This is a genomic window from Thermomonospora echinospora (assembly GCF_900108175.1).
Classification (GTDB): Bacteria; Actinomycetota; Actinomycetes; order Streptosporangiales; family Streptosporangiaceae; genus Thermomonospora; species Thermomonospora echinospora.
Genome location: NZ_FNVO01000010.1, coordinates 245,191 through 269,427, shown reverse-complemented (window position 1 = coordinate 269,427; position 24,237 = coordinate 245,191). Strand labels below are relative to the sequence as shown.

Below are 24,237 nucleotides of genomic sequence, written 5' to 3'. Positions count from 1 at the left end.
GGCATCCAGAGCCGGGGGGCATCCGCCCGCGCCCGGCCCGGCGGTCACGCCCACGCAGGCACAGCGGTCACGCCCACGCAGGCACAGCGGTCACGCCCACGCAGGCACGGCGGGCGCTCCGGCTGGGCGACAGAACGGGCATAGCGCAGGCGGCCGGCCTCCTCCAGCAGGCCAACGGCCTACCGGACAAGATCACCGGGGTCGCCGAGGCGGCGCCGCCGGCGGCAGATCGCCGGCTCCGAGCCTGGAGAACGCCGACCTCGACCGCCGGAACCATCCCCGCGCCCGGTCCCGGACGGCGGGCTCGTGCACAGCAGGGAGATTCACACCGCCGGTGCCTGCGGCACCGGCGCGTCTCCTGCCGTCCTCACCGGCCTCTCGTCACACCACCAGGTTGACGATCTTCCTGGGGATGTAGACCACCCGCCGGGGCGTCGCCCCGCCGAGCGCGTCGACAACAGAGTTGACCTTGAGCGCCGCCGCCACCACGTCGTCCTGGGCGGAGTCGGCGGGCACCACCACGGTTCCGCGGGCCTTCCCGTTGATCTGGATCGGCAACTCGACCTCGTCCTCGACGAGCGCCCGGGGATCGTAGGCGGGCCAGCGCTGCTGATGGACCGAGTAGTCGCCGCCCAGGTACTCCCACAGTTCCTCGGCGAGGAACGGCTCGAAGGGAGCGATCAGCAGCACGAGCGTACGGCGCGCCTGGTCCCACTGATCGGCGGTCATCCGCTTGCGCTCGTCGCGCAGCCAGTTGGTCAGCGACATGATCTCGGCGATCGCCGTGTTGAACTTGAGCCGCTCGATGTCCTTGCCGACCTTGTACACGGCACGGTCGATCCGGCGCATGTCGGCTCCGGGACCGCCGCTGGTGGCGGTGCGTACCAGAGCGCCGAGCCGGCCGTTGAACCGGACGATCCCGTGCAGACCGCGGTCGGTGAAGTCACCGCCCTCCTCCCACGGACCGCAGAACAGCAGGTACGTGCGGAGGCTGTCGGCGCCCACCCGGTCGATGTACTCGTCCGGGTTGACGACGTTGCCGCGGCTCTTGCTCATCTTGGCCCCGTCCTTGATGAGCAGTCCGTGCAGCCGAAGCCGCTTGAAGGGCTCGGGGAAGGGCACCAGCCCCAGGTCGTACAGGGCGCGCGTGACGAAACGCGCGTACAGGTGGTGCCGGGTGGTGTGCTCGCGTCCGCCCGCGTAGATGTCGACGGGCAGCATCCGCGCGGTCACCTCCGGATCCCACGGGCCCTCGGTGTGGTCCCGGGACGGATACCGCAGGAAGTACCAGGACGACTCGACGAACGTGTCGAACACGTCCGTCTCCCTGGTGGCCTCGCCACCGCACGAGGGGCACTCGGTGTTGACGAACTCCGGCACGGCGGCCAGCGGGGAGAGCCCGGTCCCCGTCGGCCGGACCTCGGCCACCTCCGGCAGTTCGACCGGCAGGTCGGACTCGGGCACCGGTACGGTGCCGCAGCGGTCGCAGTAGATGATCGGGATCGGGGAGCCCCAGTAACGCTGCCGGGAGACCAGCCAGTCCTGGAGCCGGTACCGGGTCACCGCACCGCCGAGTTTCCTGGCCTGCAACTCCGCGGCGATGGCGGTACGGGCCTCGGCGGAGCCCATCCCGGTGAACTCCTCGGAGGCGACGAGCGCGCCCTCGCCCGGGTAGGCGCCGTCGGTGACGCCCTCGCCTTCGGGGGCGGCGACCACGGTGACGATGGGCAGGCCCAGCGTCTCGGCGAACCTGTGGTCCCGTTCGTCGTGCGCCGGCACGCCCATCACCACGCCGGTGCCGTAGCCCGCCAGCACGTAGTCGGCGACGACGATGGGCACCTGCCGGCCGGTGAGCGGGTGGACGGCCATGACGTCGGTGACGATGCCCGGCCGCCCCGAACCGCCGATGTTGGTGTACCGGTCGGCTCCGACGCGCTGCGCGACCTCGGCGACGTACTCGGCCACCTCGACGCCGTTGGCCGCCCGCTCGATCAGCGTCTTGACGTAGTCGTGCTCGGGCGCCACCGCCACGAAGGTGACACCGAACAGGGTGTCGACCCGGGTCGTGAACGCCGTCAGCCGGACCTCGGGGTCGCCCTGCACCTCGAAGACCACGTCCGCGCCGGTCGAGCGGCCCATCCATTCGCGCTGCAGGCGCTTGGACAGCTCGGGCCAGTCCAGGTCGTCCAGCGTGTCCAGCAGCTTGTCGGCGTACGCGGTGATCCGCAGAAACCACTGCTTCATCACCTTGGTGGTGACCTCGGTGCCGCACCGCTCACACCGGTTGCCGTCCACCTGCTCGAACGCCAGCACCGTCAGGCAGGAGGGGCACCAGATCACCGGCGCCTCCCGCTTCTCGGCGAGCCCGGCCTCGTAGAGCTTGAGGAAGATCCACTGCGTCCAGCGGTAGTAGGCGGGGTCGTCCGTGCGCAGTTCCACGTCCCAGGCCCAGTTGGCGCCCACCCGGCCCAGCTGCCGGCGGTAGTTCGCCGTGGCGCGGTCGGTCACCGACTTGGGGTGCTCACCGATCTTCAACGCGTAGTTCTCGGTGTGAATACCGAACGAGTCGAAGCCCATCGGCTGGAAAACATGCCGGCCGTTCATCGACAGGTAACGGCCGAGCGCATCGGCGCCGCAGTAGGTGTAAACGTGGCCTACGTGAAGGCCCTCTGCCGAGGGATAGGGGAACTCCACCAGGTTGTAGACCTTGGTGACAGGATCCGCTCGGGAGATATCGAAGCGGACGGGCGGACGCTCGGACCACACACGAAGCCATTTGGTCTCGTACTCGTGGGAAGCGTGCTCAGCCGACTCGTCCGTCGATGCCATGAAAGCTCTCCTGATCCGGTGGCAGAACCGGCCATGGTGGCAGCTCTGATCGGCCCGTTCCGCTGACCGGCGTACACCCGCGCCGATCCCCGGCAGTGTAGTCCAACCGCGCTTCCCTACAAGCCCGGTTCGGACCGGCACGGTCCACGATCCCGAATGGCCACCGGGCTCGCCCTGGAACCACCATGACCAGCCCCCGGTCACCACCGGTTCAAGCCGAGTGACCGGTGACGGGGCGTACTAAGCGCACGGCGCTTTACCGGCCGCCTCCGGAACGGTCACCAGTGAGGCCACGACGAGGACGCACATCATGAACAGGACTCTTCATGGCCGCGAAGCCTGCTGATACGCCACCGGCCATCACCTCCCTGCCGCATCCACACCTTGTATCCGGCACGGACCGGCCCCCTTCTGGGCAGTTGCTCACCTGTACGGGTGTCCTTGAATCCGTAGGAGCCGAGGTCCAGGCAGTCATAGACGATCGCCTCCGTACCGCGCAGCTCCACCTTTCCGACATGGGGAACGAGCCTTCCGGTCGGCGCGCGGTGCTCTTCCTGGGTCTTGATGACGTCCCGGACCAACTGGTCCAGCTCCTCGCCGGTATGGGACTCCCGGAGAACGACGCGTACCTGGTCGGCCGGGCCCAAAAGTGCCCGCTTGCCGTTCTCCAGGGCCGCCGCATAGGCGTGCTTCACGGCCTCTTCCTGGGACACCGGTGTGGGGGTCGGTGTCCGCGTGGCGGTGACGACGGTTTCACCGTCACCGCAACCGACCAGAACCGAAAGGGCCGCAATCATCACCCCTGCGAGCAGGAGCGGGCGTTCAGGCGAAGAGAGGTCACGCGCCACCGGCCATCACCTCCCTGCCGCATCTCCGCGGTATCCACCGAGCCGGCCCGGCGGGCACTCCGCCCGCACCGGCCCCGATGTCGCACCGGTCTTGCCGCTCTGCCTCTCACGCGCCGCCCCGCTCATCCCGTCGAACATCGAAATCCGCTGCCCGTCGGGTCGGCAGCACCCCCTTAGAAGATCAACGGGACCTCTACCGTGACACCTCTGTTTCTCGTCGCACAACGACCGGTGCCCCCATGGCCGACATAGGCCATGACCCGGCCGGATAACAGCGAATCGGTAGAGCCAGGAGGTTCGCGCCACTTCGGGGCCAGATCCTCACCGGAGATGTCATCGGCCGGGAACCGCCCTGTCAGGTCCATCCCCGTGCACGCCACCATCGGCGACCATGCCGACCACAGCGGCGGCCAGGGGCGGGGAACAGAGCCGATCAGCCCGTCCGAGAAGAATCACGGTTCTTCGAACGATCCACATTCCGGGGAAGTCCGGCGGTGACCGCCCACCGACCTCCGAACAGCAGCTGATCCTTGGGGCACATTACGGCCATCCACTATGGCGTTGGAGAGGAGAGCGTCCCCGTGGACCAGAGGTGGTGGAGCTCCGCGTAGCGTCCGGCCGAATGGATCAGCTCGTCGTGGCTGCCCTGCTCGACCAGGCGTCCCTCGTGCAGGACGAAGATGACGTCCGCCGCGCGGATCATGTCGAGCCGGTGGGTGACGGCGATCGTCGTACGGCCGGCCAGCAGCGGGAGCAGCGCCTGCTGAACCTGCCGCTCGCTCTCGGCGTCCAGGGCGGAGGTCGCCTCGTCCAGGATGAGGACGCGCGGGTCGTTCAGAATCGCGCGGGCGATGGCCAGCCGCTGTTTCTCGCCGCCCGACAGCCGGGAGCCGCGCTCGCCCACCACCGAGTCGTAGCCGTCCGGCAGCCGCATGATGCGGTCGTGGATGCGCGCGGCCCGGCAGGCGGCCTCCAGTTCGGCCGGCGTGGCGGACGGCTTGGCGTAGCGGAGGTTGTCGGCGATGGTCGCGTGCAGCAGCACCGGTTCCTGGGTCACCACGCCGAACAGCGCGGCCAGCGAGTCGCGCGTCAGGTGGCGCAGGTCGGTGCCGTCGAGGGTGATCCGGCCGTGGTCCGGGTCGTGCAGCCGCATGACCAGGTGCGTCAGGGTGGTCTTGCCCGACCCGCTCGCGCCGACGACCGCGGCGAACTGGCCGGGCCGGATGGTCAGCGTCACGTCCTGAAGGGCGGCCTGCCCGTCGTGCCGGAAGGTCACCCGGTCCAGCCGGATCTCGCCGCGGGTCTCCTCCCGGCGAACGGCGCGCGCGCCCGGCCCGTCCACGACGCCCGCCGGCAGGTCGAAGTACTCGAAGATGCGCTCGAACACCGCGGTGGCGGCGCGGAACTGGACGGTGACCTGCATGAGCTGGCCCGCGGGCAGGAAGAGCCGGGCCTGCAGCGAGGTGAAGGCCAGCAGGGTCCCCGGCGTGGTCGTCCCGGCGAACCCGGCGGCGACGTAGACCACGGCGGGCATGATCAGAAAGAGCGCCTGCAGCGCCGCGTTCAGCGCCTGTGCCGACACCGCCGCCCGCAGTTGCAGCCGGGACAGGCGGCGGCTCTCGTGCTGGAACCGCTGCACGCCGTGGTCGGTACGGCCGAAGACCCGGGCGAGCAGGATGCCGGAGACCGACAGCGTCTCCTCGGCGATGACGTTCATCTCGGCCCGCGACCGCTGTACGGCGGCGATGACGCGGCGCTGGTGCACGGCCACCTTCGCGGTGAGCCAGGCGGCGATCGGCAGCAGGGCGACCGTGACCAGCGTGAGCCGCCACGACAGGGCGACCATGGCCGTCAAGGTGGCCGCGCAGGTCAGCACGTTGGCCAGCATCGTGGGTACGGTCGTGCTGACCGTGGTCTGGACCTCGGCCACGTCACCGATCACCCGGGACTGGATCTCCCCGGTCCGGGTGCGGGTGAAGAAGGTCAGCGGCAGCCGCTGCAGGTGCGCGTACAAGCCGCCGCGCAGCCCCTCCATCACGTCCTGGCCCATCCGGCCGGCCCAATAGGACTGCAGCACGCCGAGCCCGCCGGCCAGCGCGGTGAGCGCGACCATCACCGCCAGCAGGCCGCACAGCAGGCCGATCCGCGGCCCGCCGGGCGCGAACAGGCCCTCGTCGACCAACTCCCTGGTCAGGAACGGCAGCACCGCGCCGAGCCCGGCCGAGACCAGGATCACAAGGGTGATCAGGAGGATCTGTCGCCGGTACGGCCGGAACAGCGACAGCACCCGCCGGTTCACCGGGTGGCCCGCTCGTACAGGAAGTCGGTGAACGTCCTGATCAGCGGCAGCCCGGTCATGCCCTCCACGAACAGCCACTGGCCCTGCGGGTTGACCTCCAGCCAGACGTACTCGTCGTCGTCGGTGAGCTTGAGGTCGAAGATGCCCATGGTCAGGTCCAGGCGCCGCAGCACGGCGCGCAGGGCGTCCTCCAGGTCCGCGGGCAGCCGGTGCTCGGCTGCGGGGATGTCGAGGTTGGGCCGCCAGTCCAGGTCGTCGGACTCCAGCAGGGCGGCCAGCACCCGCTCCCCGAAGACCTGCACGCGCACATGTCGCCGTCCCGGGACCATCTCCTGGTAGATGGCCGGGCACACGCGCAGCGACGACTCGCTGGCCAGCAGTTCCTCGCTGACCGTCGTGGTGGCGGCCGGGGCCTGCATCACCCCGCGCACGGCCTTGACGATCGCCTTCGGGTGGACGCCGCAGAACTTGCGGATCTGCTCGGGCGACTGGCTGATCAGCGTCTCCGGGATCCGCAGGCCGACCTCATGGGCCGCCCGCAGCTGGACGACCTTGTTCTGCGCCGCCCAGAACGCCGTCGGGTGGTCGATCCACCGGCCGTGGAACTCGGTCGTCAGCATGCCGAGCGCGGCGGCGCGGGTGTCGGCGTCGATCAGCTCGCGGTCGACGGGATCGGTCACCTCGGGATTGGCCGACGTACGGGCGTTGCCCAGCCGCCGGAACCAGATCGCGTCGATCTCCCGCAGATCCACTGCCGTCCCGTCGCCGGCCGGGAACACCGGCTCGGTGAATCCCTGCGGGGACCAGCTGAGGCCGGGCGCCCGGCTGAAATGGTCGCTTTCCAGGATGTGCACGGTCGCCGGGTGGCGCCGTTCCATGTCCGCCTTCACGGCGTGGGCGTGCAGGTCGCGCTCATGCGTGACGACGGCGATCCGCGCGGGCTTTTCGTGGCTACGCATGAGCGCGACCCTTTCTACTCGGTGATTGGTGTGGTGCGACGCCTGTTACGGCATGTAGTCGCAGTCGTCCCAGCCGTCACCGGAACCGCTGATGGTCTCGTCCGGGTGCATCGACTCGATCTTGTGCAGGTCCCACTCCAGCTCGAGCCGCTCGATCAGGTCGCGCTCCCACTGGGCCAGCTTGGGGGCCGGCGCGATCGCCATTCGCTCCTGGCCCACGTAAATCGCGGGTCGGACCTGCGTGTCCACCGTCATGGTGTCTCCCTTCGACTGGGCGGGACGTGGGTTCGTCCGCCGATCTGAAGCTTGCGCTGCGCCCCGACCGGCGTGGAAGGGACACCAGTCCCGGCCCGGAACGGGAACGGCTCGCGATCCGGCGCCGACCGGATCAGGCCATGTGCCCCTGCCGGCCGAACCGATTTCCCGTCGTCCGCGTCTAATGCCCATCCCGCCGCACGGCGCGGAAAAGCCGCCTGACGTGCGGAATTCTCGCCGGGCTCTGGCCTTTGTCCCCTCCCGGTCAGGGACTGTGTCCCGGTCCGGGACGGGACCGGCTCATGGGACGGCTATGGTCGGACCGGGCCACGTACCCTTCCGGCCGAACCCATTTCCTGTCGTTCGCGTCTAATGCCCGTCCCGCCGCACGGGGCGTGGAAACCGCTCGACGCGCGAATTCCGGGTCGCGTTCTCACCGCCGTCCCGTACCCGGAAGGGCGATCACCGGTCCGTCGCCTGCCGCCGTTCAGCGGGCTCGCGCCGCTGCCACGGCCACCGGTTCTCCAGTTCGACCTCCAGGGAGAAGCTGAGGAAGGTCCGCACCACGACGATCGCGGCCAGGACTCCGACGCTGGCGAAGGTCGGGGAGACGGCGACGGTGCGGATGATGTCGCCGGCGACCAGGAACTCCAGCCCGAGCAGGATGGCCCGGCCCAGGCTCTGCCGGTAGCGGCGGTAGACGTCCGGGAAGTCGTCGTGCCGGCGCAGCACCCGGTGCGCGAAGACACCGGAGGCGATCAACGCGCCGAAGACGATGACGGCCACCCCGACGAGATCGACCGCCTTGCCGGCGGTCTCGACCACGCTCTCGAACTCCACGCGTCCACCCTCCGCACCGGATCACCCACTACCCGTAAGGGGAGCAGGCCAACCGGCGGGCGAGGCGTCCCCGACGGCCACTCGCCGGCAGGCCGTGCAGCGCACCGCCAGGGCCGGGGCGGCTGGGTGGTTACGCCGGTTCGGCCGGGTCCTTGGGTCGGAGCGTGGGCAGCAGCAGGTCCTCGGGCGCCTTCTCGTTCGGGGTGGGCGAGTGTTCGGAGGCGTCGTCGGGGTGGCCCGCCGCCGAGGGCTGCGCGGGTGAGGGTGATGCGGTCCTGGCCGGGGGGCGGATGAGGAGCAGGGTGAGGCCCAGCAGGGCGGCGGCGATGAGGGCGTCGAGCCAGTAGTGGTTGGCGGTGGATACCACGACGAACAGGGTGAGGGCGGGGTGGACGAGCCAGAGCCAGCGCCATCGGGTGCGGGCGACGGTGATGAGGCCGATCGCGACGACCATGGCCCAGCCGACGTGCAGGGACGGCATGGCGGCGAACTGGTTGGCCAGGCCGTCGGTGTCGATCTCGTCGTAGGGCGAGGGGCCGACCGTACGGCCGGTGTCCACGAGGCCGAAGGCCGAGATCATGCGCGGGGGCGCGAGCGGGAAGGTCAGGTGCAGGATCAGGGCGGCGCCGGTGAGCAGGGTGAGGGTGCGCCGCATCCAGACGTAGTGGGCGGGGTGGCGGTAGAACATCCACAGCAGGAACGCGAGCGTCGCCGGGAAGTGCACGCTGGTGTAGAAGACGTTGGCGGCCCGCTGCAGGGTCTCGCTGTGCAGAATCAACGCCTGGACGGAGGCCTCGTCGGGCAGGCGTGCGGTGCGTTCCCAGTCCCAGACCATGGCGGCGTTGTCGAAGGCCTCGTCGAGATTGCCGTTGGCCAGCAGCCGCCCCAGCCGATACAGGCCGTACAGGACGGTGACGAGGACGAGCTCGGGGATGACCTTCGGGCGGGATGACGAGGATGCCGGATTCATGGCCCGGTCCTTTCTGGCACTTGCCCGTCCGCTGTCGGGACGGCACTCAAGGGGTGGGACCTCGGGGGGAGGGACCTGAGCGGGCGCGGAGCCTGACGGCACCTGATCACGGGGACCGCGGGCGGCGCCCGTGGGGTGCCGTGAGCCGGGCCGGGGCCGCCGCTGGTCGCGGCGGCCCCGGCGACCGGATCCGGCCTCCCCGGCCGGGCCTGGTCCGGACGCGGCGCTATCGGCCGGCGCCGGCGTACTCGACCTGCCGTGGCTCGGGCTCCTCCAGGTCGCGGCGGAGCTTCTCGCCCTCGATGTCGAGGTTGGGCAGCGCCTTGTCGAGGGGGCGGGGCAGCCACCAGGCGGCGCGGCCCAGCAGCGACATCACGGCCGGAACGAGGGTCATCCGGACCACGAAGGCGTCGATGAACACCCCGACGGCCAGGGCGAACCCGATGGACTTGATGATCGGATCGGGAGTGATCACGAACCCGGCGAAGACCGCGATCATGATGAGGGCGGCGGCGGTGACCACGCGGGCGTTGTGCCCCAGGCCGTTGACGGTGGCCTGGCGGGGCGGGTCGCCGTGCACGAAGTCCTCCCGCATCCGCGAGACCAGGAAGACCTCGTAGTCCATGGCCAGGCCGAACAGGATCCCGATCAGGATGATCGGCAGGAAGCTGATCAGCGGGCCGGGGGTGTCGATGCCGACCAGGTCGGCCAGGTGGCCCTGCTGGAAGACGGCGGTGGTGATGCCGAAGGTGGCGCCGACGGTCAGCAGGAACCCGGCCGCGGCCTTGACCGGGACGAGCACCGAACGGAAGACCAGCATCAGCAGCAGGATCGACAGGCCGACCACCAGCAGCAGGTAGACCGGCAGGGCGTCGGCGAGCTTCTCGGAGATGTCGATGCCGACCGCGGTGACGCCGGTCAGCGCGACGTCGGCGCCCTGGACGTCGGCGACCTTGTCGCGGATGGCGTGGACGGCGTCCTCGGTGGCGGCGTCGGTGGGTCCGGCCTTGGGGATGATGGCCACCAGGGCGGTGGTGCCGGACTGGTTGAACTGCGCGGGCACGACGGCCTGCACGCCCTCGACGCCCTGGATCAGCCCGGCGGTCTGCTGGGCGGCGGCCTGGGTGGCCTGCGCGTCGTCACCGGACACCACGGCGATGAGCCGTCCGTTGAAGCCGGGGCCGAAGCCCTCGCTGATCAGGTCGTAGGCCTGGCGTTCGGCCGAGTCCTCGGCGGCGGTGCCGGCGTCGGGCAGGGCCAAGCGCATGTCGGTGACGGGCAGGGCCAGCGCGCCCAGCGCCAGCACCCCGGCCAGCAGGATCGGCAGGCGCAGCCGGGTGACGACGCGGCCCCACCGGTAGCCGAAGACTTCCTTGGCCGCCGAGTGCTTGGCGACGCCGTTGCGCTGCGTACGGGGCAGGACCCGGTTCCCGGCGAAGGCCAGCACCGCCGGCAGCAGGGTCAGGGCGACCAGCACGGCCACCGCGACGGTGGCGGCCGCGGCCAGGCCCATGGCGGTCAGGAACGGGATGCCGACCACCGACAGGCCGGCCAGCGCGATGACCACGGTGGCCCCGGCGAACACCACCGCCGACCCGGCGGTGCCGATCGCCCGTCCGGCCGCCTCCCGCGCGTCCAGCCCCTCCAGGAGGAACTGGCGGTAGCGGGAGGTGATGAACAGCGAGTAGTCGATGCCGACGGCCAGCCCCAGCATCAGCGCCAGCACCGGGCTGGCGTCGTTGAGCTCCACCACGCCGGTCAGCGCGTACAGCCCGGCCATCCCGACACCGACCCCGACCAGGGCGTTGAGCAGGGTCATCCCGGCGGCCACCAGCGACCCGAAGGTGACGAGCAGGACGACGGCGGCGACCGCCACTCCGACCGCCTCGGTGGCTCCTCCGTGGGAGAACTTCTGGGCGACCTCGCCACCGACCTCCACCCGCAGCCCCTGGGTGTCCCGGGCGATGTCGGTGTAGGCGGTGCGCTGGGCGTCGGTGATGTCGGCGACCTCGTCGGCGAACTGCACCTGCACCAGCGCGTACCGGCCGTCGGGCGACACCGACCCGGCCTGGAACGGGTCGACGGCCGCGAGCACGCCGGGGATCGCCGCCGCCTGCCGCACGATGGGGCCGACCTTGGACTTGGTCAGCTTCTTCCCCTCGGGGGCGGCGATGACGATCGTGCCAGTGGCGCCGGTGGCCTGGGGGAACTGCTTTTGCAGGGCGTTCATCGCCTGCTGGGACTCGGTGCCGGGCATGCGGAACTCGCTGCTGGTCGCGCCGCTGAACGCGGCGGCCGCCCCGCCCAGCAGCCCCAGCAACAGCAGCCAGATCGCCACGACCAGACCGCGGCGCGTGAAGCACCCGCGGCCCAGCCGGTACAGCAAGGTCGCCATCAGAGCACAAGCCTTTCCATGGGAGATCGATCCGGAAGCGGCGCGGATCGGCCGGGGGTGGCGACGATCAGCCGGAACCGCAGGTGGTGGGGTGGATCGGTCACGGGGCGCGACCCAGTGTCCGCAGCGCGCCGGCGACCATCGCCTCGCGCAGGGTCTCCTCGTCGAACGGCAGGTCGGCGGCACCGGTCACGAACATGCCGGACACGGCCATCAGCCCGGCCACCCGGTCCCGTGGCTCGGTCGAGCGGCCCGCCACCGCGTCGATCAGCCGGTCCCCGATGCCCTCGACGCCTTCGAGGCCCATCTCGGACAGCGAGGTGGCGTCGGTCAGGTTGTCGAACAGCAGCTTGATCTCGCGACGGAACCGCAGGGTGATGTCGACGAACCCGGTCACCGCCGTCACGGCGGCCTCCGCACCGTCCAGCCCGGCCAGCCGGGCGTCCAGCGCGGCCGCCTCCCTGCCGACCGGCAGCAGCAGCTCGGCCAGGATCGCCTCCTTGTTGCTGAAGTGGTACAGCAGCGACGCCTTGGAGCAGCCGACGTCGGAGGCGATGTCCGCCAGCGACGTGCCACGGAACCCGTGCTGGATGAACAGCCGCAGCGCGGAGGCCAGGAGACGGTCGCGCAGACCGGTGGAGGAGCGGGCCATGGGGACCACGGTAACTGTCCGATCGGTCAGCTCTGACCGATCGGACAGGAAAGAGGACGTGGCATTCATCACCGTTCCCCCAGTTGAACGGCACCCCACCTGGAAAGAACGTTCCCCATGAACGCTTTTCGTCCCACCCGCCCCACCCGGCGCCTGCGCACCCGCCTGATCACGATCACCGTCGCCTTAGCGATCACGACCGGCCTGACGAACACGACCGGCTCAGCGACCACAACCGGCTTAGCGGGTACGAACGTCCTGACGGTCACGACCGGCTCGACGGGCGCGAACGACCCGACGGGCGCGAACGTCGAGGCGGCCGGTGCCGCCCCGGCGCTGCCCGTTCAGGACCGGTTCCAGGCCCTCGGTCCCGCCCCGGTGACCACGGGCCGGGCCACCGACGCGGCGGGCCGGACCTACACGCTCCACCATCCGTCGAACCTGACCGACGACGGCTTCGCCAACCCGATCGTCACCTGGGGCAACGGGTCGAACGCCGGCTGCGCCGACTACGCGGCCACCCTCGCCCACCTGGCCTCCTGGGGCTTCGTGGTGATCTGCGCCGACAGCGGCGCGACCGGATGGGGCACCCGGATCTGGGCCGCCGTCCAGCACCTGATCGCCGAGAACGCCCGGGACGGCAGCGTCTTCCACGACCGGCTCGACACCACCCGGATCGGCGCCGCCGGTCACTCCCAGGGCGCCACCGGCGCCCTGAACGCCAACGTCCTGTCCAACGGCGCCATCACGAGCACCGTGCCCCTGGCCTTCGTGGACCCGTGGTGGCACGTCCCCGCCCGGCAGCGCCCGGACCTGCCCAAGGTGAAGAACCCGGTCTTCCTGGTCAGCGGAGCCACCGACTTCCTGACGTTCCAGTCCCGGCAGCAGACCTACTTCGACCGGCTGACCGCACCGGCGGCCAAGGCCGCCGTGGTCGGCAAGGGCCACAACGGCATGGTCCGGGCCGCCACCGCCTACACCACCGCCTGGTTCCTGTACACCCTGCGCGACGACGCCTTCGCCCGCGGCGCCTTCGCCGCCACCGACCAGACCACGCCCGAAATCCGCCGCAATCCGGCCTGGACCGGCTGGGCCGCCAAGGACCTGCCCTGACCTCGTCCAGCGCACCGCACCGTCCTCGGCCCGGCGGAACGCGACACCACCGGACGGCACTGGACGCAGAGCAGCGCGGGCGGATCCTGGCCATCGGTCCTGAGCGTGGCCTTCCGGACCGTGGCGCCGGTCATGGGCGGGCGGGGGCGGGCGGGGGTGCGGTGCTTTCGCGGATGACCAGTTCGGTGGCGAGTTCGACGTGGTGGGTTTCCAGGGTTTCGCCGCGGGAGAGGCGGAACAGCAGGCGAGTGGCCAGGGAGCCCATCTCGGCCAGGGGCTGGCGGACGGTGGTGAGGGGCGGGGAGAACCAGCGCGCGACCGGCAGGTCGTCGAAGCCGACGATGCTCAGGTCCTGGGGGATGCGCAGGCCGCGCTCGCGGGCCGCCTCACAGGCGCCGAACGCCTGCTGGTCGGAGCCGGCGAAGATGGCGGTGGGCGGGTCGGGGAGCTCCAGCAGCCGGGCGGCCTGCAGGTAGCCGCTCTCGTGGTGGAAGTCGCCGTGCCGGACCAGGGCCGGGTCGGCGGGCAGCCCGGCGCCCTCCAGCGCGCCCCGGTAGCCGTCCAGCCGGGCGCGGCTGCACAGCATGCCGGCCGGGCCGCTGATGATGGCGATGCGGCGGTGGCCCAGCTCGATCAGGTGGCGGGTGGCGGCCTGTCCGCCGGCCCAGTTGGCGGCGCCGATGGAGGGGACCTGGGGGTCGGGCTCGCCGCGCGGGTCGATGACGATGCAGGGCACGTCCAGGGCCTGCAATCGGGCGCGCTGGGCGGCGGTCAGCTCGTCCACCACCAGGACGACGCCCTCCGAGCGACGCCGTTCGAGGTTGTCCAGCCACTGGCGGGCGGGCTCGGAGCGGGCGTGGATGGCCGACACGACGGTGCCGGTCCCGGCGGCGTGCGCGACCTCCTCGGCGCCGCGGATGATCTCCACCGCCCACGGGCTGTCGAGTTCGTCGAAGACGATGTCGATCAGCCCGGCCGGGTCGGAGCCGCGTCGCCGGGCCCGCGGGTAGGCGTGCTTGGCGAGCAGCTCCTCCACCCGTGAGCGGGTGCCCTCGGCCACGTCGGCCCGGCCGTTGAGCACCTTGGAGACCGTCGAGACCGACACGCCCGCCTCGCGGGCGATCGCGGTGATCGTGACGTGCCGTCCGGTCTGATTCGTCAACGCTGACCTCACCTCCGCTGTCACCGGCATCCTACTCCGAAACTTTTCGCGGCACCCACCACCTCCGCAGAGCCTTATCCACAGGCGAAAGTCGGGTATTGACAGCCCTTCTAAGGTCCCCTAGCTTCCGAAACATATCGGCAATGTTTCGATACGCGGCGGTCCGGGGGCGTCGCCTTGGGAGGTGCGAAAGGTGCTCAAGGTTCGTCGTGGAGCCAGGTACCTGGCCCTGGTCGCCGCATCCGTGCTGGCGGTGAGCGCGTGCGGGAGCTCCGGCCCGGCCGGGGGCGGCGGCTCCGGCGAGGTGCGGGTGTGGTCGCTGCAGGACGGCGTCAACGCCGCCGAACGCCAGGCGGTGGCCGCCTACAACAAGGCCGGCGACGGCAAGGTCCGGATGGAGACCTTCCTCAACGACCCGTACAAGCAGAAGCTGCAGGTCGCCATGGGCTCGCCGAACGCGCCCGACGTGTTCATGAACTGGGGCGGCGGCAACCTGAAGCAGTACGTCGACGCCAAGCAGGTCCACGACCTGACGCCGGAGTTCAACGCCGACCCGGCCTGGCGGGACAGGTTCCTGCCCGTCGTCCTCAAGACCGCCCAGATCGGCGGCCGCTACTACGGTGTGCCCGAGCGCGGCATGCAGCCCATCGTGCTGTTCTACAACAAGGACGTCTTCACCACCGCCGGGCAGCAGCCGCCGAAGACCTGGGACGACCTGCTGCGGCTGGTCGACACCTTCAAGGGCCGCCGCATCACCCCGTTCGCGCTGGCCGGCTCGCAGGCCTGGACCGAGCTGATGTGGCTGGAGTACCTGCTGGACCGCATCGGCGGCCCGGCGCCGTTCCAGGCGATCGCCGAGCGCCGGCCCGGCGCCTGGCGCGACCCGGCCGTGCTGCGCGCCCTGACGATGATCCGCGAGCTGGTGGACCGGGGGGCGTTCGGCACCAACTACGCCTCCGTCGACTACGACGTGGGCGGCGCCTCCACGATCTTCGCCCAGGGCAAGGCCGCCATGCACCTGATGGGCTCCTGGGAGTACGCCACCCAGCTCCAGCAGAACCCCGACTTCGTCAAGAAGAACCGGATGGGCTGGGCCGCGTTCCCGTCCGTGCCGGACGGCCGGGGCGACCCGAAGAACGTCGTCGGCAACCCCTCCAACTTCATGTCCGTCAGCGCCGCCTCCCCCAGGAAGCAGGACGCGGTCCGCTTCCTGAAGGAGACGCTGACCTCCGACACCTACATCCGGGGGATGGTCGGCGTCGGTGAGGTGCCGCCCGTCAAGGGCGTGGAGCCCCAGCTTCGCGGCGGACCCGCCCCCGACTACACCACCTTCATCTACGGGCTGGTGTCCCAGGCGCCCGAGTTCACCCAGTCCTGGGACCAGGCGCTGCCCCCGAACGTCGCCGAGGCGATGCTGACCAACCTGTCCAAGCTGTTCCTCAAGGAGCAGAGCCCCCAGCAGTTCGCCGACGCGATGGACAAGGTTCGGTGAAGACCCAGCGCCCCGGCGCGGTCTGGGCCGTCCCCGCGTTCGCCTACTTCCTGGTGTTCGCGGTGGTGCCCCTGGTCCTGGTCGTCGGGCTCAGCTTCACCCACTGGAACGGGCTCGGCCTGCCCCGGTGGGCCGGCACCGCCAACTGGTCCCGGCTCGCCGAGGACGGCATGTTGGGCGCCTCGGTGCGGCTGTCGCTGACCCTGACCGTGGCCGCCTGGCTGTTCCAGACCCCGATCAGCCTGCTGCTCGGGGTCTGGGCGGCCGGGCGGTGCTGAGCGCGGTGTTCTTCGTGCCGCTGCTGATGTCCAACGCCGCGGTGGCGCTGCTGTGGCAGTCGCTGCTGGATCCCAACTTCGGGCTGGCCGGGCTGATCGGCCCGCTGCTGGGCGCCTCGGACGGCAACGTCCTGGGCGACCCGGGCCGGGCCCTGGCCGCGATGGTGCTGGTGGTGTCCTGGCAGTTCATCCCGTTCCACATGCTGCTGTACCAGGCGGCGACCCGACAGATCCCGCGGTCGCTGTACGAGGCGGCGGCCATCGACGGCGCGGGCCGGGTCCGCCAGTTCTGGTCGATCACACTGCCGCAGTTGCGGCACACGATCGTGTCGTCCAGCGTGCTGATCCTGGTCGGCTCGCTGGCCTACTTCGAGACCATCCTGCTGATCACCGGGGGCGGGCCGGGCACCGCGACCCGGGTGCTGCCGCTGCACATGTACCTGACCGGTTTCTCCGCCTTCGAGATGGGCTACGCCAGCGCGTGGGCGGTGCTGCTGGTGGCGGCGGGCACCGCGCTGTCGATCGGCATCGTCCGGCTGACCGGCTACTCCCGGATGGACAGCCGTCGGGAGGGGCTGTGACGACCCGTCAGGAGGTCCACCAGGTCGCCGCCGCCGCGCCCGCCCCGGCGGCTGGGCCGGACCCGCGCCGGGGCCGCCCGCGGCGGCCGCCGCTCCCCCGGCCGGCCAACCCGCTGGCCGCCCTGGGCGCCCTGGCGTGGCTCGTCGTCGTCGGCCTGCCCGTCTACTACCTGGTCACGGTCAGCCTGCGGACCCGCGCCGAGTATCTGACGGCCGGTCCGCTGGCCCCGCCGACGTCGCCGACGCTGGACAACTACCGGCTGGTGCTGACCGGGGAGTTCGGCCGGTACTTCCTCAACACCGCCGTCATCACCGTGGTGTCGATCGTGCTGGTGCTGGCCCTGGCGCTGCCCGCGGCGTACGCCGTCGTGCGCGGCCGGCACCCGCTGCTGCGGACGGGCTTCTCGATGCTGCTGCTCGGGCTGGCCATCCCGTCCCAGGCGGTGATCGTTCCGATCTACCTGCTCATCACCCGGCTGCACCTGTACGACTCGCTGACCGGGATCATCGTGCCCACCGTCGCGTTCGGCCTGCCGGTGGCGGTGCTGGTGCTGACCAGCACGCTGCGGGACGTTCCCGAGGAGTTGTACGAGGCACTGGCGCTGGACGGCGGCGGCCCGGTGCAGGCGCTGCGCACGCTGGCGATCCCGCTGAGCCGGCCGGGCCTGGTGACCGTCGCCGTCTACGTGGCGGTCAACGCCTGGAACGGCTTCCTGTTCCCGCTGGTGCTCACCCAGTCGCAGGACCAGCGGGTGCTGACGATGGGCCTGTGGAGCCTGCAGGGCCAGTACACCTCCAACGTCCCGGCGCTGATGGCGGCGATGACGCTGTCGGTACTGCCCGTGCTGCTGTTCTACGCGTTCGGCCGCCGTCGTCTGGTGGGCGGGCTGACCGCCGGGTTCGGCAGATGACGCCCTCGCCCGGCCCGCGGGCGGGGTCTGAGCTCAAGGGAGATCTGATGACCGATGACCAGCGTTTCCTCCGGGTGTCCGGCGACCGGCTCGTGGACGGCTCCGGGGCCGTGGTGCGCCTGCGCGGCGTCGGGGTCGGCGGCTGGCTCAACATGGAGAACTTCATCACCGGCTACCCGGCCACCGAGACGCTGATGCGCCGGGCGGTGCGCGATGTCCTCGGCGACGAACGCTACCGGCGCTTCTTCGACCGGCTGCTGACGGCGTTCTTCGACGAGCGGGACGCGGCGTTCCTGGCCTCGCTGGGGCTGAACTGCGTGCGGCTGCCGTTCAACTACCGTCACTTCGAGGACGACCTCGCCCCGTTCACGATCCTGGAGGAGGGGTTCGCCCACCTGGACCGGGTCATCGACGCCTGCGCCCGGCACGGCGTCTACAGCGTCCTGGACCTGCACGCGGCGCCGGGGGCGCAGAACCACCACTGGCACAGCGACAACGCCACCCATCTGCCGGCGTTCTGGGAGCACGTGCACTTCCAGGACCGCCTGGTGCACCTGTGGCAGGTCATCGCCGACCGGTACGCCGACAACCCCTGGGTGGCGGGCTACAACCTGCTGAACGAGCCGGCCGACCCGACCGGTGAGATCATCGGCCCGTTCTACGCCCGGCTGGTGAAGGCCGTCCGCGAGGTCGACCCCCGGCACACGCTCTTCCTGGACGGCAACACCTACTCCACCCGGTTCGACATGTTCGGCGACCCGTGGGAGAACACCGTCTACACCTGCCACGACTACGCGCTGGCGGGCTTTGTGTACGGCGGCGACTATCCCGGCTACACCGAGGGCGAGTGGGTCGACCGCGACCAGTTGGCGGCGAAGTTCCTCGAACGGAGCGAGTACCAGCGTCGTACTGGCACCCCGATCTGGGTCGGCGAGTTCGGCCCGGTCTACACCGGCGACCCGGCGCGGGACGCGCAGCGCTACCAGATCCTGCGCGACCAGCTCGACCTCTACGACGCCCACGGGGCCGGCTGGTCGCTGTGGACGTACAAGGACGTCGGCCTCCAAGGGCTGGTCCACCTCGACCCGCAGAGCCCGTACGCCCGGCGCTTCGGCGACTTCCAGGCCAAGAAGGCCCGGCTCGGCGCCGACCACTGGGGCTCCACGGACGAGGGCATACGGCAGCTGACCGAGCCCATCCACGCGTTCATGGACGAGGAGTTCCCCGGCTTCGACCCCTATCCGTTCGGCCGCCGCAAGTACACCGAGGACCTGGTGCGCCACATCCTGTTCGCCCAGCCCCTGACCGTCGAGTACGCCGACCTCTTCCGCGGCCTCGACGACACCGAGCTGGACGCCCTGGCCGACTCCTTCGCCCTACCCGCCTGCATCCGCCGCGACCAGCTCACCGCCATCCTCACCGACCACTGCAAGCACTCCGGCTCCGAGGACACCCCGGCCCGCGCGGAGACGATGTGACGTCCGGCCCCATGCGGGCTCCGGGCCGGTGAAGAGCGGACGGGCTCGCGGCAGGCCCGTCCGTTCCCGTTTCAGGCCGCGCTCTGTTCCTGTTCGACGTTCCTGTTCGACGCCGAAGGGCCCGGCGGTGGGTCGAACAGGAAACGCCGGGCCCTTCGGGGCGGTTCAGGAGGCGGGGAGGTTCCAGGTCAGGTTGTAGGTCTTGCCCGCTTCCAGTTTGAGTCCCCGCTTTTCGCCGCGGACCGGGTCACCGACTCCCGGCTCGTACACCCGAACGCTCATGTCCCAGGTGAAGCCGCCGGTGACGTACATCGTCAGCGTGGACGGGAAGTCGACGCCGACCCCCATGCCCGACCAGTGGACGCCCGGCGGAATCGCGGTGGTCGCCTCGAAGCCGCCGCGCGTGGCCGCGCTCTGGTTGGCGAGGGTGTTGACGACCTTCGCCATCTGGCCGAGCGTCTGGGTCGTGGTCGGGTCCACCGGGATGCCGTTCCGGCTGATGTGGGCCACCTCGAACGCCAGGCGCCGGGGGTCCCGTACTGACAGCAGCCTCGACTCCAGGCCGAAGGACAGGGCGCTGTGCTGGAACGGGATGGCGTAGACGGGATAGTCGTCACCGCCCCAAGCCGACACCGAGACCGTCTCCCCGTTGGCGGTCGTCCAGGCGGCGGTCGTGGTGGCCCAGTCGGTGGTGGCCTGGTCCTGGACCCTGCCGGTGACGCGCTTGGCGGTGGTGCCGTTGAAGGTGATCGTCCGGTCGGAGCCGCCGAGGTTGACGATCTGCGCCCCGATCATCCAGTTGGAGCCCCCGTTGGTGTGGGCGTAGGCCGCCGTCACCATGTAGTCACCGTTCGGGAGGGTCACCGCGCCCGTTCCGTCGCGGACGTCGACGTAGGTCTCCGCTCCGGACTTGAGATTCACCGCACGGATCTGCTGCTGGTCCACCGGCGCACCGGCCGCGTCGAGCAGTCTGACGGTGAGCTTGCGCGAGGTCGGCTGGACCCAGGCCGCGAACATGGCCCGCACCTTCGCCGGACCGCCGCGGACGGTCAGCGCCGCGACGTAGTCGCCCGCCTTCGCCTTGGCCGGGTCGATCCGCACCGTGACCGGGGCGCTCTTGCCGGGCTTGATGACGAGGCTCTTGGTCTTGGTGGTGAACATCCCCGCCGGGGGCCTGGTCGGCAGGTTCGGGTCGGCCGCGAGCGAGACGGTGAATGTCCGCGTCGCCTTGCCGGTGTTGGTGATGGTGATGCTGCGGCTGACGGCCTTCCTGTTCGTCCAGGGGAAGGACACGCTATGCGTGCCCGGCGTGGACAGCACGATCTGGCGGATCGCCCGGTCCGCGTCCACGGTGCCCGCGCCCTGCGCGAAGGGGGAGGCGTCGCGGGTCGGCGCGGCCGTGCTGATCAGCGTCGCCTTGAGCCGGTCGGCCTTCCAGGCCGGCCTGCGCTGGGCCAGGAGCGCCGCCGCCGCGCCGACCCGGGCGGCGGAGATGTCGGTGCTCCACCAGCCGGTGTAAGGGCCGGTCCCGGGGCGCGGGTTGGTCAGCGTCGAGCTGCGCGCCACGGAGGCCTTGGTGCCGGCCGAGATCTCGGGCTTGAACAGGTGGCCGCCCTTGCTCGGCCCGGCGCCGGCCCACTGGTCGTTGTAGCCGGCGTCGGTGCCTCCGGCGGTCAGCGCGGCCGCGGAGGTGCCGGGGCTGCACAGCGTCTGCTCCCGCCCCCAGAAGCCGAAGTCCGCGGCCGGAACGACGAACAGGGTGCCGGTCCTGCGGGTCAGGTCGGCGATGGCCTTCTCGATCAGGTCGTCGCCGGGCGTGTCGAAACGGCAGATCCGGGCCAGGCCCAGCACCGCGACCCTGGCCTTCTGGGTGGTGGCGGCCCATTCCATCCCGGCCAGCAGGCTGGAGTCCTCGGAGTTGCCGCCGTTGAAGACCTTGGCGTTGACGATCCGGGCGTCCGGCGCCAGGCCCTTGCGCTTGCCGCCGGAGGCCGCACCCGACCCGGCGATCAGCGAGGCGATGGCGGTGCCGTCCCCGTCGATGTCGCCGTCGCCGAAGTTGAAGTTGCGGGACGCGACGACCCTGCCCTTCAGGTCGGGGTGGGCGACGTCGACGCCGCCGGAGATGACCGCGACCCGTACGCCCTTGCCGGTCATCCCCTGGGGCGCGGCGGTCGCGGCGACGTCGGCGGAGGTAGCGGCGGGGGCCGTGGCCTGGCGGGGCTTGCCGGCCATGAGCTTGCGGTCGAGCCACAGGTGGTCGATCTCGCCGGAGACCAGGGACTTCCACAGTTGCGGGCCCGAGTCGCGCGGCACCTTCAGGCCGGTCAGCCGGGGAGTGATCGCGGAGGCCCGCACGCCGCGGGTCCGCACCGTGTTCCCGGCCCGGTACTCGGCGATGACCGGCAGTTCGGGCCGGTGCGCGTCGTCATAGCCCTGGGCGATGAGCTGGGTGACGTTGAACAGGCCCGGATCGGCCTTTCCGGACGCCAGCATCCGGCCCGCGCTGAACGGGATCACCGAGGTACCCGATGGCCCCTGCCGGATCTCGGCGTTGACGCGCCTGCCGTTCCGGGTGATCGAGACCACGGCTCCCGCCGGGGAGACCGTGACCGTCTCCCCCGTCACGAGGGTGACCTTGACACCGGCCGCGGCCGGTTCCGCGGCGGACGCGGCCGGTGGCGCGACGACGCCGGCGCCGACCACCGCGACCAGCCCGACGAGGGCACGACGGATCATCTCACTCCTGAAGATCATCACAAATGATCCGCCATTATCGTTCTTGACCTCGGCCCTCGCGCGAGCTTTTACCGATTCGCCCGTTTCCCCGCCGAGCACACGAGGCTCCGGCACGGCCTCGGCGACCCCGTACTCGGCGGACGCTGTTACTGCACCGTTTACCCTCTACTGACCTCGCCGTTCCTACTGTCGGTGATATGAGGGTTCTGCCGCGTCCCGGTGGTCACCTCGGATGGCCGGTGTGGGTGGCGGTCCTGCCGGTCATGGCGGCGGCAGGTGAACTGGGCGAGCCGGTCGTGCCCTCGCCGCACATACTGGTGCCGCTGCTGCTCGGGCTGGTCGCGGCCGCCACCGGCCTGGTGCGCCATCGGCCGCCCGCCCCGTTCAACCGTGGTGCGCAGGCGCTGCTCGGTGTGCTGATGGGGACCTACCTGAATCCGGCGGCGCTGGGCGGTGTGGCCGGCTCGGCCGTTCCCCTGGTCGCGGTGACCCTGGCGACGCTGTTCATCTGCCAGGCGGCGGCCTGGGTCATGGTCCGCTTCAGCGGCGTGGACCGGGCCACGGCCACCCTCGGCATGATCGCCGGGGGCTCGGCCGCCGCGGTGGCCTCGGCCGACGATCTCGGCGCCGACGGCCGTCTGGTGGCGTTCCTGCAGTACCTGCGGGTGGCCATGATCGTGATGAGCACACCCCTGCTGCTGAGCTGGATCCTTCCCGGGGCGCGGCAGGGGAGTGCCGGTGCGCCCGACGCCGACGACGTCGCTCCCTGGCATCTGGTCGGCGGCCACGACCAGATGTGGGGTCTGCTCGTGCTGGCGGCCGTCGTGCTGCTCGGCGTGTCGCTGGGGCGGCACCTGCGGCTGCCCAGCCCGGCCATGATCGGCCCCCTGCTGGTGTCCGCGGTGCTCACCGTGACCGGCGTCGCGCACGGGTTCGCCCCCGGCGGGGTCCTGCAGACCCTGCTGTTCACCATGATCGGCCTGGACGTCGGCCTGCGGTTCTCCCGCCGGACCGTGTGGCGGCTGCGCCGGATCCTGCCCGCCGCGCTGGCCTGCACCGTGGCCGTCAGCGCGGTCTGCGGGGCCCTGGCCTGGACGATCTCCGCCCTCACCCACATCCCCTTCGGGGACACCTACCTGGCCACCACGCCCGGCGGGATCAACGCGGTGCTGGCGACGGCGTCCTCCGCACACGCGAACCTGCCCCTGATCTCCAGCGTGCAGAGCCTCCGCCTGTTCGAGATGACGTTCCTGGCCCCGCTGCTGATCCGGCTGGCCCTCCACCACGGTCCCCGCGACCGGCCGCGCACGAGATGACCACGGCCGCGGCGGCCACCGGTCACAATCTCCCCCGCGTGCCTCGCCGCGCACCGCCCCTGCCGAGGTGGTACGGGCGGGTGCCGGATGTCCTCAAGACGTCGCCGTCCTCACCGCGGACAATCGGTCTGTTCGGAGGGGGAGGACACGGCGTAAGATCGGCGCCGACGCCGGGTGTCCGCTCCCTCCCCAGCCTCAGGCAGGCTGCTGCGGGCGGCCGCCCCGTGCGTGACCGCGACCGGTGCGGCGAGGAGATCCGTGCCTGTGGCCCGTCCTCTCTCCAGGAGCAGCCATGCGGAAGGCAGTCGTCACCGGCAGCACCAAGGGAATCGGCCTCGCGCTCGCCCGTGAGCTGCTGCGGCGCGGGCACGGCGTTGTCGTCTCGGGCCGTACGCAGACGGCGGTGGACGACGCCGTCGAACGGCTGCGCCCCGAGGCGGCCGGGAGTGCCACGGTCCACGGGCACATCGTGGACGTCAGCGATGCCGCGCAGGTCCAGGAGTTGTGGGACGCTGCGACGGATGCGCTGGGCGGGGTCGACCTGTGGGTCAACAACGCCGGCGTCGCCCACACCACCCGCCCCATCGTCGAGACCACGGCCGACGACGTCCGTGCGATGGTCACCACGAACATGCTCGGCACCGTGTACGGCGCCCAGGTCGCCGTCCGCGGCATGCTCGCCCACGGCGGCGGCCACGTCTTCAACGTCCTCGGCGGCGGCAGCGACGGCCGTGTCCGGGCGGGCATGGGCGTCTACTCGGCCACCAAGCGCGGCCTGGACTCCTTCACCCGGGCACTGGTCAAGGAGGTCGCCGGCACCGACGTGCGAGTCGGGCAGATCCGCCCCGGCGTGCTCATCACCGAGGGGTGGCTCCGGGAGGCCGCCGCCGCCCCGGAACTGGTGGACAAGCAGCGCAGGACCCTCAACATCCTGTGCGATCACGTCGACGACGTCGCGCCCTACCTGACCGACAGAATGCTGGCCAGCACCAAGAACGGCGACGCCATCGCATGGCTCACCAACGGCCGGATGATGCGGAAGTTCCTTGCACCGCGCAGGCGGGACGTGCTCGGCCGCTACGGACTGTAAGACTGGTTCACAGCAGCTCGCCTGGCCCGC

The 24,237-nt window shown here is 71.0% G+C and carries 19 protein-coding genes; 8 read left to right on the top strand and 11 right to left on the bottom strand.

From position 1 onward, the window contains the following. Nucleotides 1-381: 381 nt before the first annotated feature. From leuS to C4U03_RS23055, 9 genes are all read right to left on the bottom strand, one after another. Nucleotides 382-2,829 (bottom strand): leucine--tRNA ligase, encoded by a 2,448-nt coding sequence (leuS, locus tag C4U03_RS23085; RefSeq protein WP_103939939.1) that lies wholly within the window; start codon nt 2,827-2,829, stop codon nt 382-384. Nucleotides 2,830-3,137: 308 nt separating this feature from the next. Then, a complete protein-coding gene (locus C4U03_RS23080) occupies nt 3,138-3,677 on the bottom strand; it encodes a hypothetical protein (protein WP_146087481.1) in 540 nt (179 codons plus the stop codon). A gap of 553 nt (nt 3,678-4,230) precedes the next feature. Next, nucleotides 4,231-5,976 (bottom strand): ABC transporter ATP-binding protein, encoded by a 1,746-nt coding sequence (locus C4U03_RS23075; protein WP_146087480.1) that lies wholly within the window; start codon nt 5,974-5,976, stop codon nt 4,231-4,233. Beyond that, nucleotides 5,973-6,935, bottom strand: coding sequence for an ATP-grasp domain-containing protein (locus C4U03_RS40010; RefSeq protein ID WP_146087479.1), 963 nt, complete (start codon nt 6,933-6,935; stop codon nt 5,973-5,975). Before C4U03_RS40010 ends, C4U03_RS23075 begins: the two co-directional genes overlap by 4 nt. Before the next feature lie 45 nt (nt 6,936-6,980). After that, a complete protein-coding gene (locus C4U03_RS40005; RefSeq protein ID WP_146087478.1) occupies nt 6,981-7,190 on the bottom strand; it encodes a hypothetical protein in 210 nt (69 codons plus the stop codon). A gap of 462 nt (nt 7,191-7,652) precedes the next feature. Then, complete coding sequence (locus C4U03_RS23070; RefSeq protein WP_103939936.1) at nt 7,653-8,030, bottom strand: DUF1622 domain-containing protein; 378 nt, start codon at nt 8,028-8,030, stop codon at nt 7,653-7,655. Nucleotides 8,031-8,160: 130 nt separating this feature from the next. After that, nucleotides 8,161-9,000 carry a phosphatase PAP2 family protein gene (locus C4U03_RS23065; protein WP_103939935.1) on the bottom strand — a complete coding sequence of 280 codons (840 nt, stop codon included), beginning with the start codon at nt 8,998-9,000 and terminating at the stop codon, nt 8,161-8,163. A gap of 226 nt (nt 9,001-9,226) precedes the next feature. Then, nucleotides 9,227-11,395 (bottom strand): MMPL family transporter, encoded by a 2,169-nt coding sequence (locus C4U03_RS23060; RefSeq protein ID WP_103939934.1) that lies wholly within the window; start codon nt 11,393-11,395, stop codon nt 9,227-9,229. A gap of 100 nt (nt 11,396-11,495) precedes the next feature. Continuing rightward, entirely contained in the window at nt 11,496-12,047 is a 552-nt protein-coding gene (locus C4U03_RS23055; protein WP_103939933.1) for a TetR/AcrR family transcriptional regulator, read from the bottom strand. Between the two features lie 117 nt (nt 12,048-12,164). On the opposite strand from C4U03_RS23055, the gene C4U03_RS23050 reads away from it, so the two are divergent. Beyond that, nucleotides 12,165-13,160 carry a poly(ethylene terephthalate) hydrolase family protein gene (locus tag C4U03_RS23050; RefSeq protein WP_103939932.1) on the top strand — a complete coding sequence of 332 codons (996 nt, stop codon included), beginning with the start codon at nt 12,165-12,167 and terminating at the stop codon, nt 13,158-13,160. Nucleotides 13,161-13,290: 130 nt separating this feature from the next. Here C4U03_RS23050 and C4U03_RS23045 read toward each other — a convergent pair whose 3' ends face one another. Next, a complete protein-coding gene (locus C4U03_RS23045; protein WP_235018058.1) occupies nt 13,291-14,322 on the bottom strand; it encodes a LacI family DNA-binding transcriptional regulator in 1,032 nt (343 codons plus the stop codon). 193 nt (nt 14,323-14,515) lie between these two features. Here C4U03_RS23045 and C4U03_RS23040 point away from each other — a divergent pair, with 193 nt between their 5' ends. From C4U03_RS23040 to C4U03_RS23025, 5 genes are read left to right on the top strand one after another with little or no spacing between them, the layout of a single operon-like run. Continuing rightward, complete coding sequence (locus C4U03_RS23040; protein WP_235018057.1) at nt 14,516-15,814, top strand: extracellular solute-binding protein; 1,299 nt, start codon at nt 14,516-14,518, stop codon at nt 15,812-15,814. Then, a complete protein-coding gene (locus tag C4U03_RS42865) occupies nt 15,811-16,092 on the top strand; it encodes a hypothetical protein (RefSeq protein WP_327373431.1) in 282 nt (93 codons plus the stop codon). The genes C4U03_RS23040 and C4U03_RS42865 overlap by 4 nt, the downstream gene beginning before the upstream one ends. Beyond that, on the top strand, nt 16,086-16,673 hold the full coding sequence (locus C4U03_RS23035; RefSeq protein WP_327373429.1) for a carbohydrate ABC transporter permease: 588 nt from the start codon (nt 16,086-16,088) through the stop codon (nt 16,671-16,673). Before C4U03_RS42865 ends, C4U03_RS23035 begins: the two co-directional genes overlap by 7 nt. Further along, nucleotides 16,670-17,584, top strand: a complete 915-nt coding sequence (locus tag C4U03_RS23030) for a carbohydrate ABC transporter permease (RefSeq protein WP_235018056.1) — start codon at nt 16,670-16,672, stop codon at nt 17,582-17,584. The genes C4U03_RS23035 and C4U03_RS23030 overlap by 4 nt, the downstream gene beginning before the upstream one ends. 47 nt (nt 17,585-17,631) lie before the next feature. After that, nucleotides 17,632-19,062 (top strand): glycoside hydrolase family 5 protein, encoded by a 1,431-nt coding sequence (locus C4U03_RS23025; protein ID WP_103939930.1) that lies wholly within the window; start codon nt 17,632-17,634, stop codon nt 19,060-19,062. A 165-nt stretch (nt 19,063-19,227) separates the two neighbouring features. On the opposite strand, the gene C4U03_RS23020 is transcribed toward C4U03_RS23025, so the two are convergent. Further along, nucleotides 19,228-21,801, bottom strand: coding sequence for a S8 family serine peptidase (locus C4U03_RS23020; RefSeq protein WP_146087477.1), 2,574 nt, complete (start codon nt 21,799-21,801; stop codon nt 19,228-19,230). 197 nt (nt 21,802-21,998) lie between these two features. On the opposite strand from C4U03_RS23020, the gene C4U03_RS23015 reads away from it, so the two are divergent. Next, the gene (locus tag C4U03_RS23015) at nt 21,999-23,117 is read left to right on the top strand and encodes an AbrB family transcriptional regulator (RefSeq protein ID WP_103939928.1); all 1,119 of its coding nucleotides are present in this window, start codon (nt 21,999-22,001) and stop codon (nt 23,115-23,117) included. 292 nt (nt 23,118-23,409) lie between these two features. Further along, on the top strand, nt 23,410-24,207 hold the full coding sequence (locus C4U03_RS23010; protein WP_103939927.1) for an SDR family oxidoreductase: 798 nt from the start codon (nt 23,410-23,412) through the stop codon (nt 24,205-24,207). Nucleotides 24,208-24,237 lie beyond the last annotated feature (30 nt).

What these genes read in the sequence shown, in the direction of transcription:
- C4U03_RS23015 (WP_103939928.1), top strand. Translation starts at nt 21,999, where the DNA reads ATGAGGGTTCTGCCGCGTCCCGGTGGTCACCTCGGATGGCCGGTGTGG.
- C4U03_RS23010 (WP_103939927.1), top strand. Translation starts at nt 23,410, where the DNA reads ATGCGGAAGGCAGTCGTCACCGGCAGCACCAAGGGAATCGGCCTCGCG.
- leuS (WP_103939939.1), bottom strand. Translation starts at nt 2,829, where the DNA reads ATGGCATCGACGGACGAGTCGGCTGAGCACGCTTCCCACGAGTACGAG.
- C4U03_RS23020 (WP_146087477.1), bottom strand. Translation starts at nt 21,801, where the DNA reads ATGATCCGTCGTGCCCTCGTCGGGCTGGTCGCGGTGGTCGGCGCCGGC.
- C4U03_RS23065 (WP_103939935.1), bottom strand. Translation starts at nt 9,000, where the DNA reads ATGAATCCGGCATCCTCGTCATCCCGCCCGAAGGTCATCCCCGAGCTC.
- C4U03_RS23025 (WP_103939930.1), top strand. Translation starts at nt 17,632, where the DNA reads ATGACCGATGACCAGCGTTTCCTCCGGGTGTCCGGCGACCGGCTCGTG.
- C4U03_RS23050 (WP_103939932.1), top strand. Translation starts at nt 12,165, where the DNA reads ATGAACGCTTTTCGTCCCACCCGCCCCACCCGGCGCCTGCGCACCCGC.
- C4U03_RS23055 (WP_103939933.1), bottom strand. Translation starts at nt 12,047, where the DNA reads ATGGCCCGCTCCTCCACCGGTCTGCGCGACCGTCTCCTGGCCTCCGCG.
- C4U03_RS23060 (WP_103939934.1), bottom strand. Translation starts at nt 11,395, where the DNA reads ATGGCGACCTTGCTGTACCGGCTGGGCCGCGGGTGCTTCACGCGCCGC.
- C4U03_RS40005 (WP_146087478.1), bottom strand. Translation starts at nt 7,190, where the DNA reads ATGACGGTGGACACGCAGGTCCGACCCGCGATTTACGTGGGCCAGGAG.
- C4U03_RS40010 (WP_146087479.1), bottom strand. Translation starts at nt 6,935, where the DNA reads ATGCGTAGCCACGAAAAGCCCGCGCGGATCGCCGTCGTCACGCATGAG.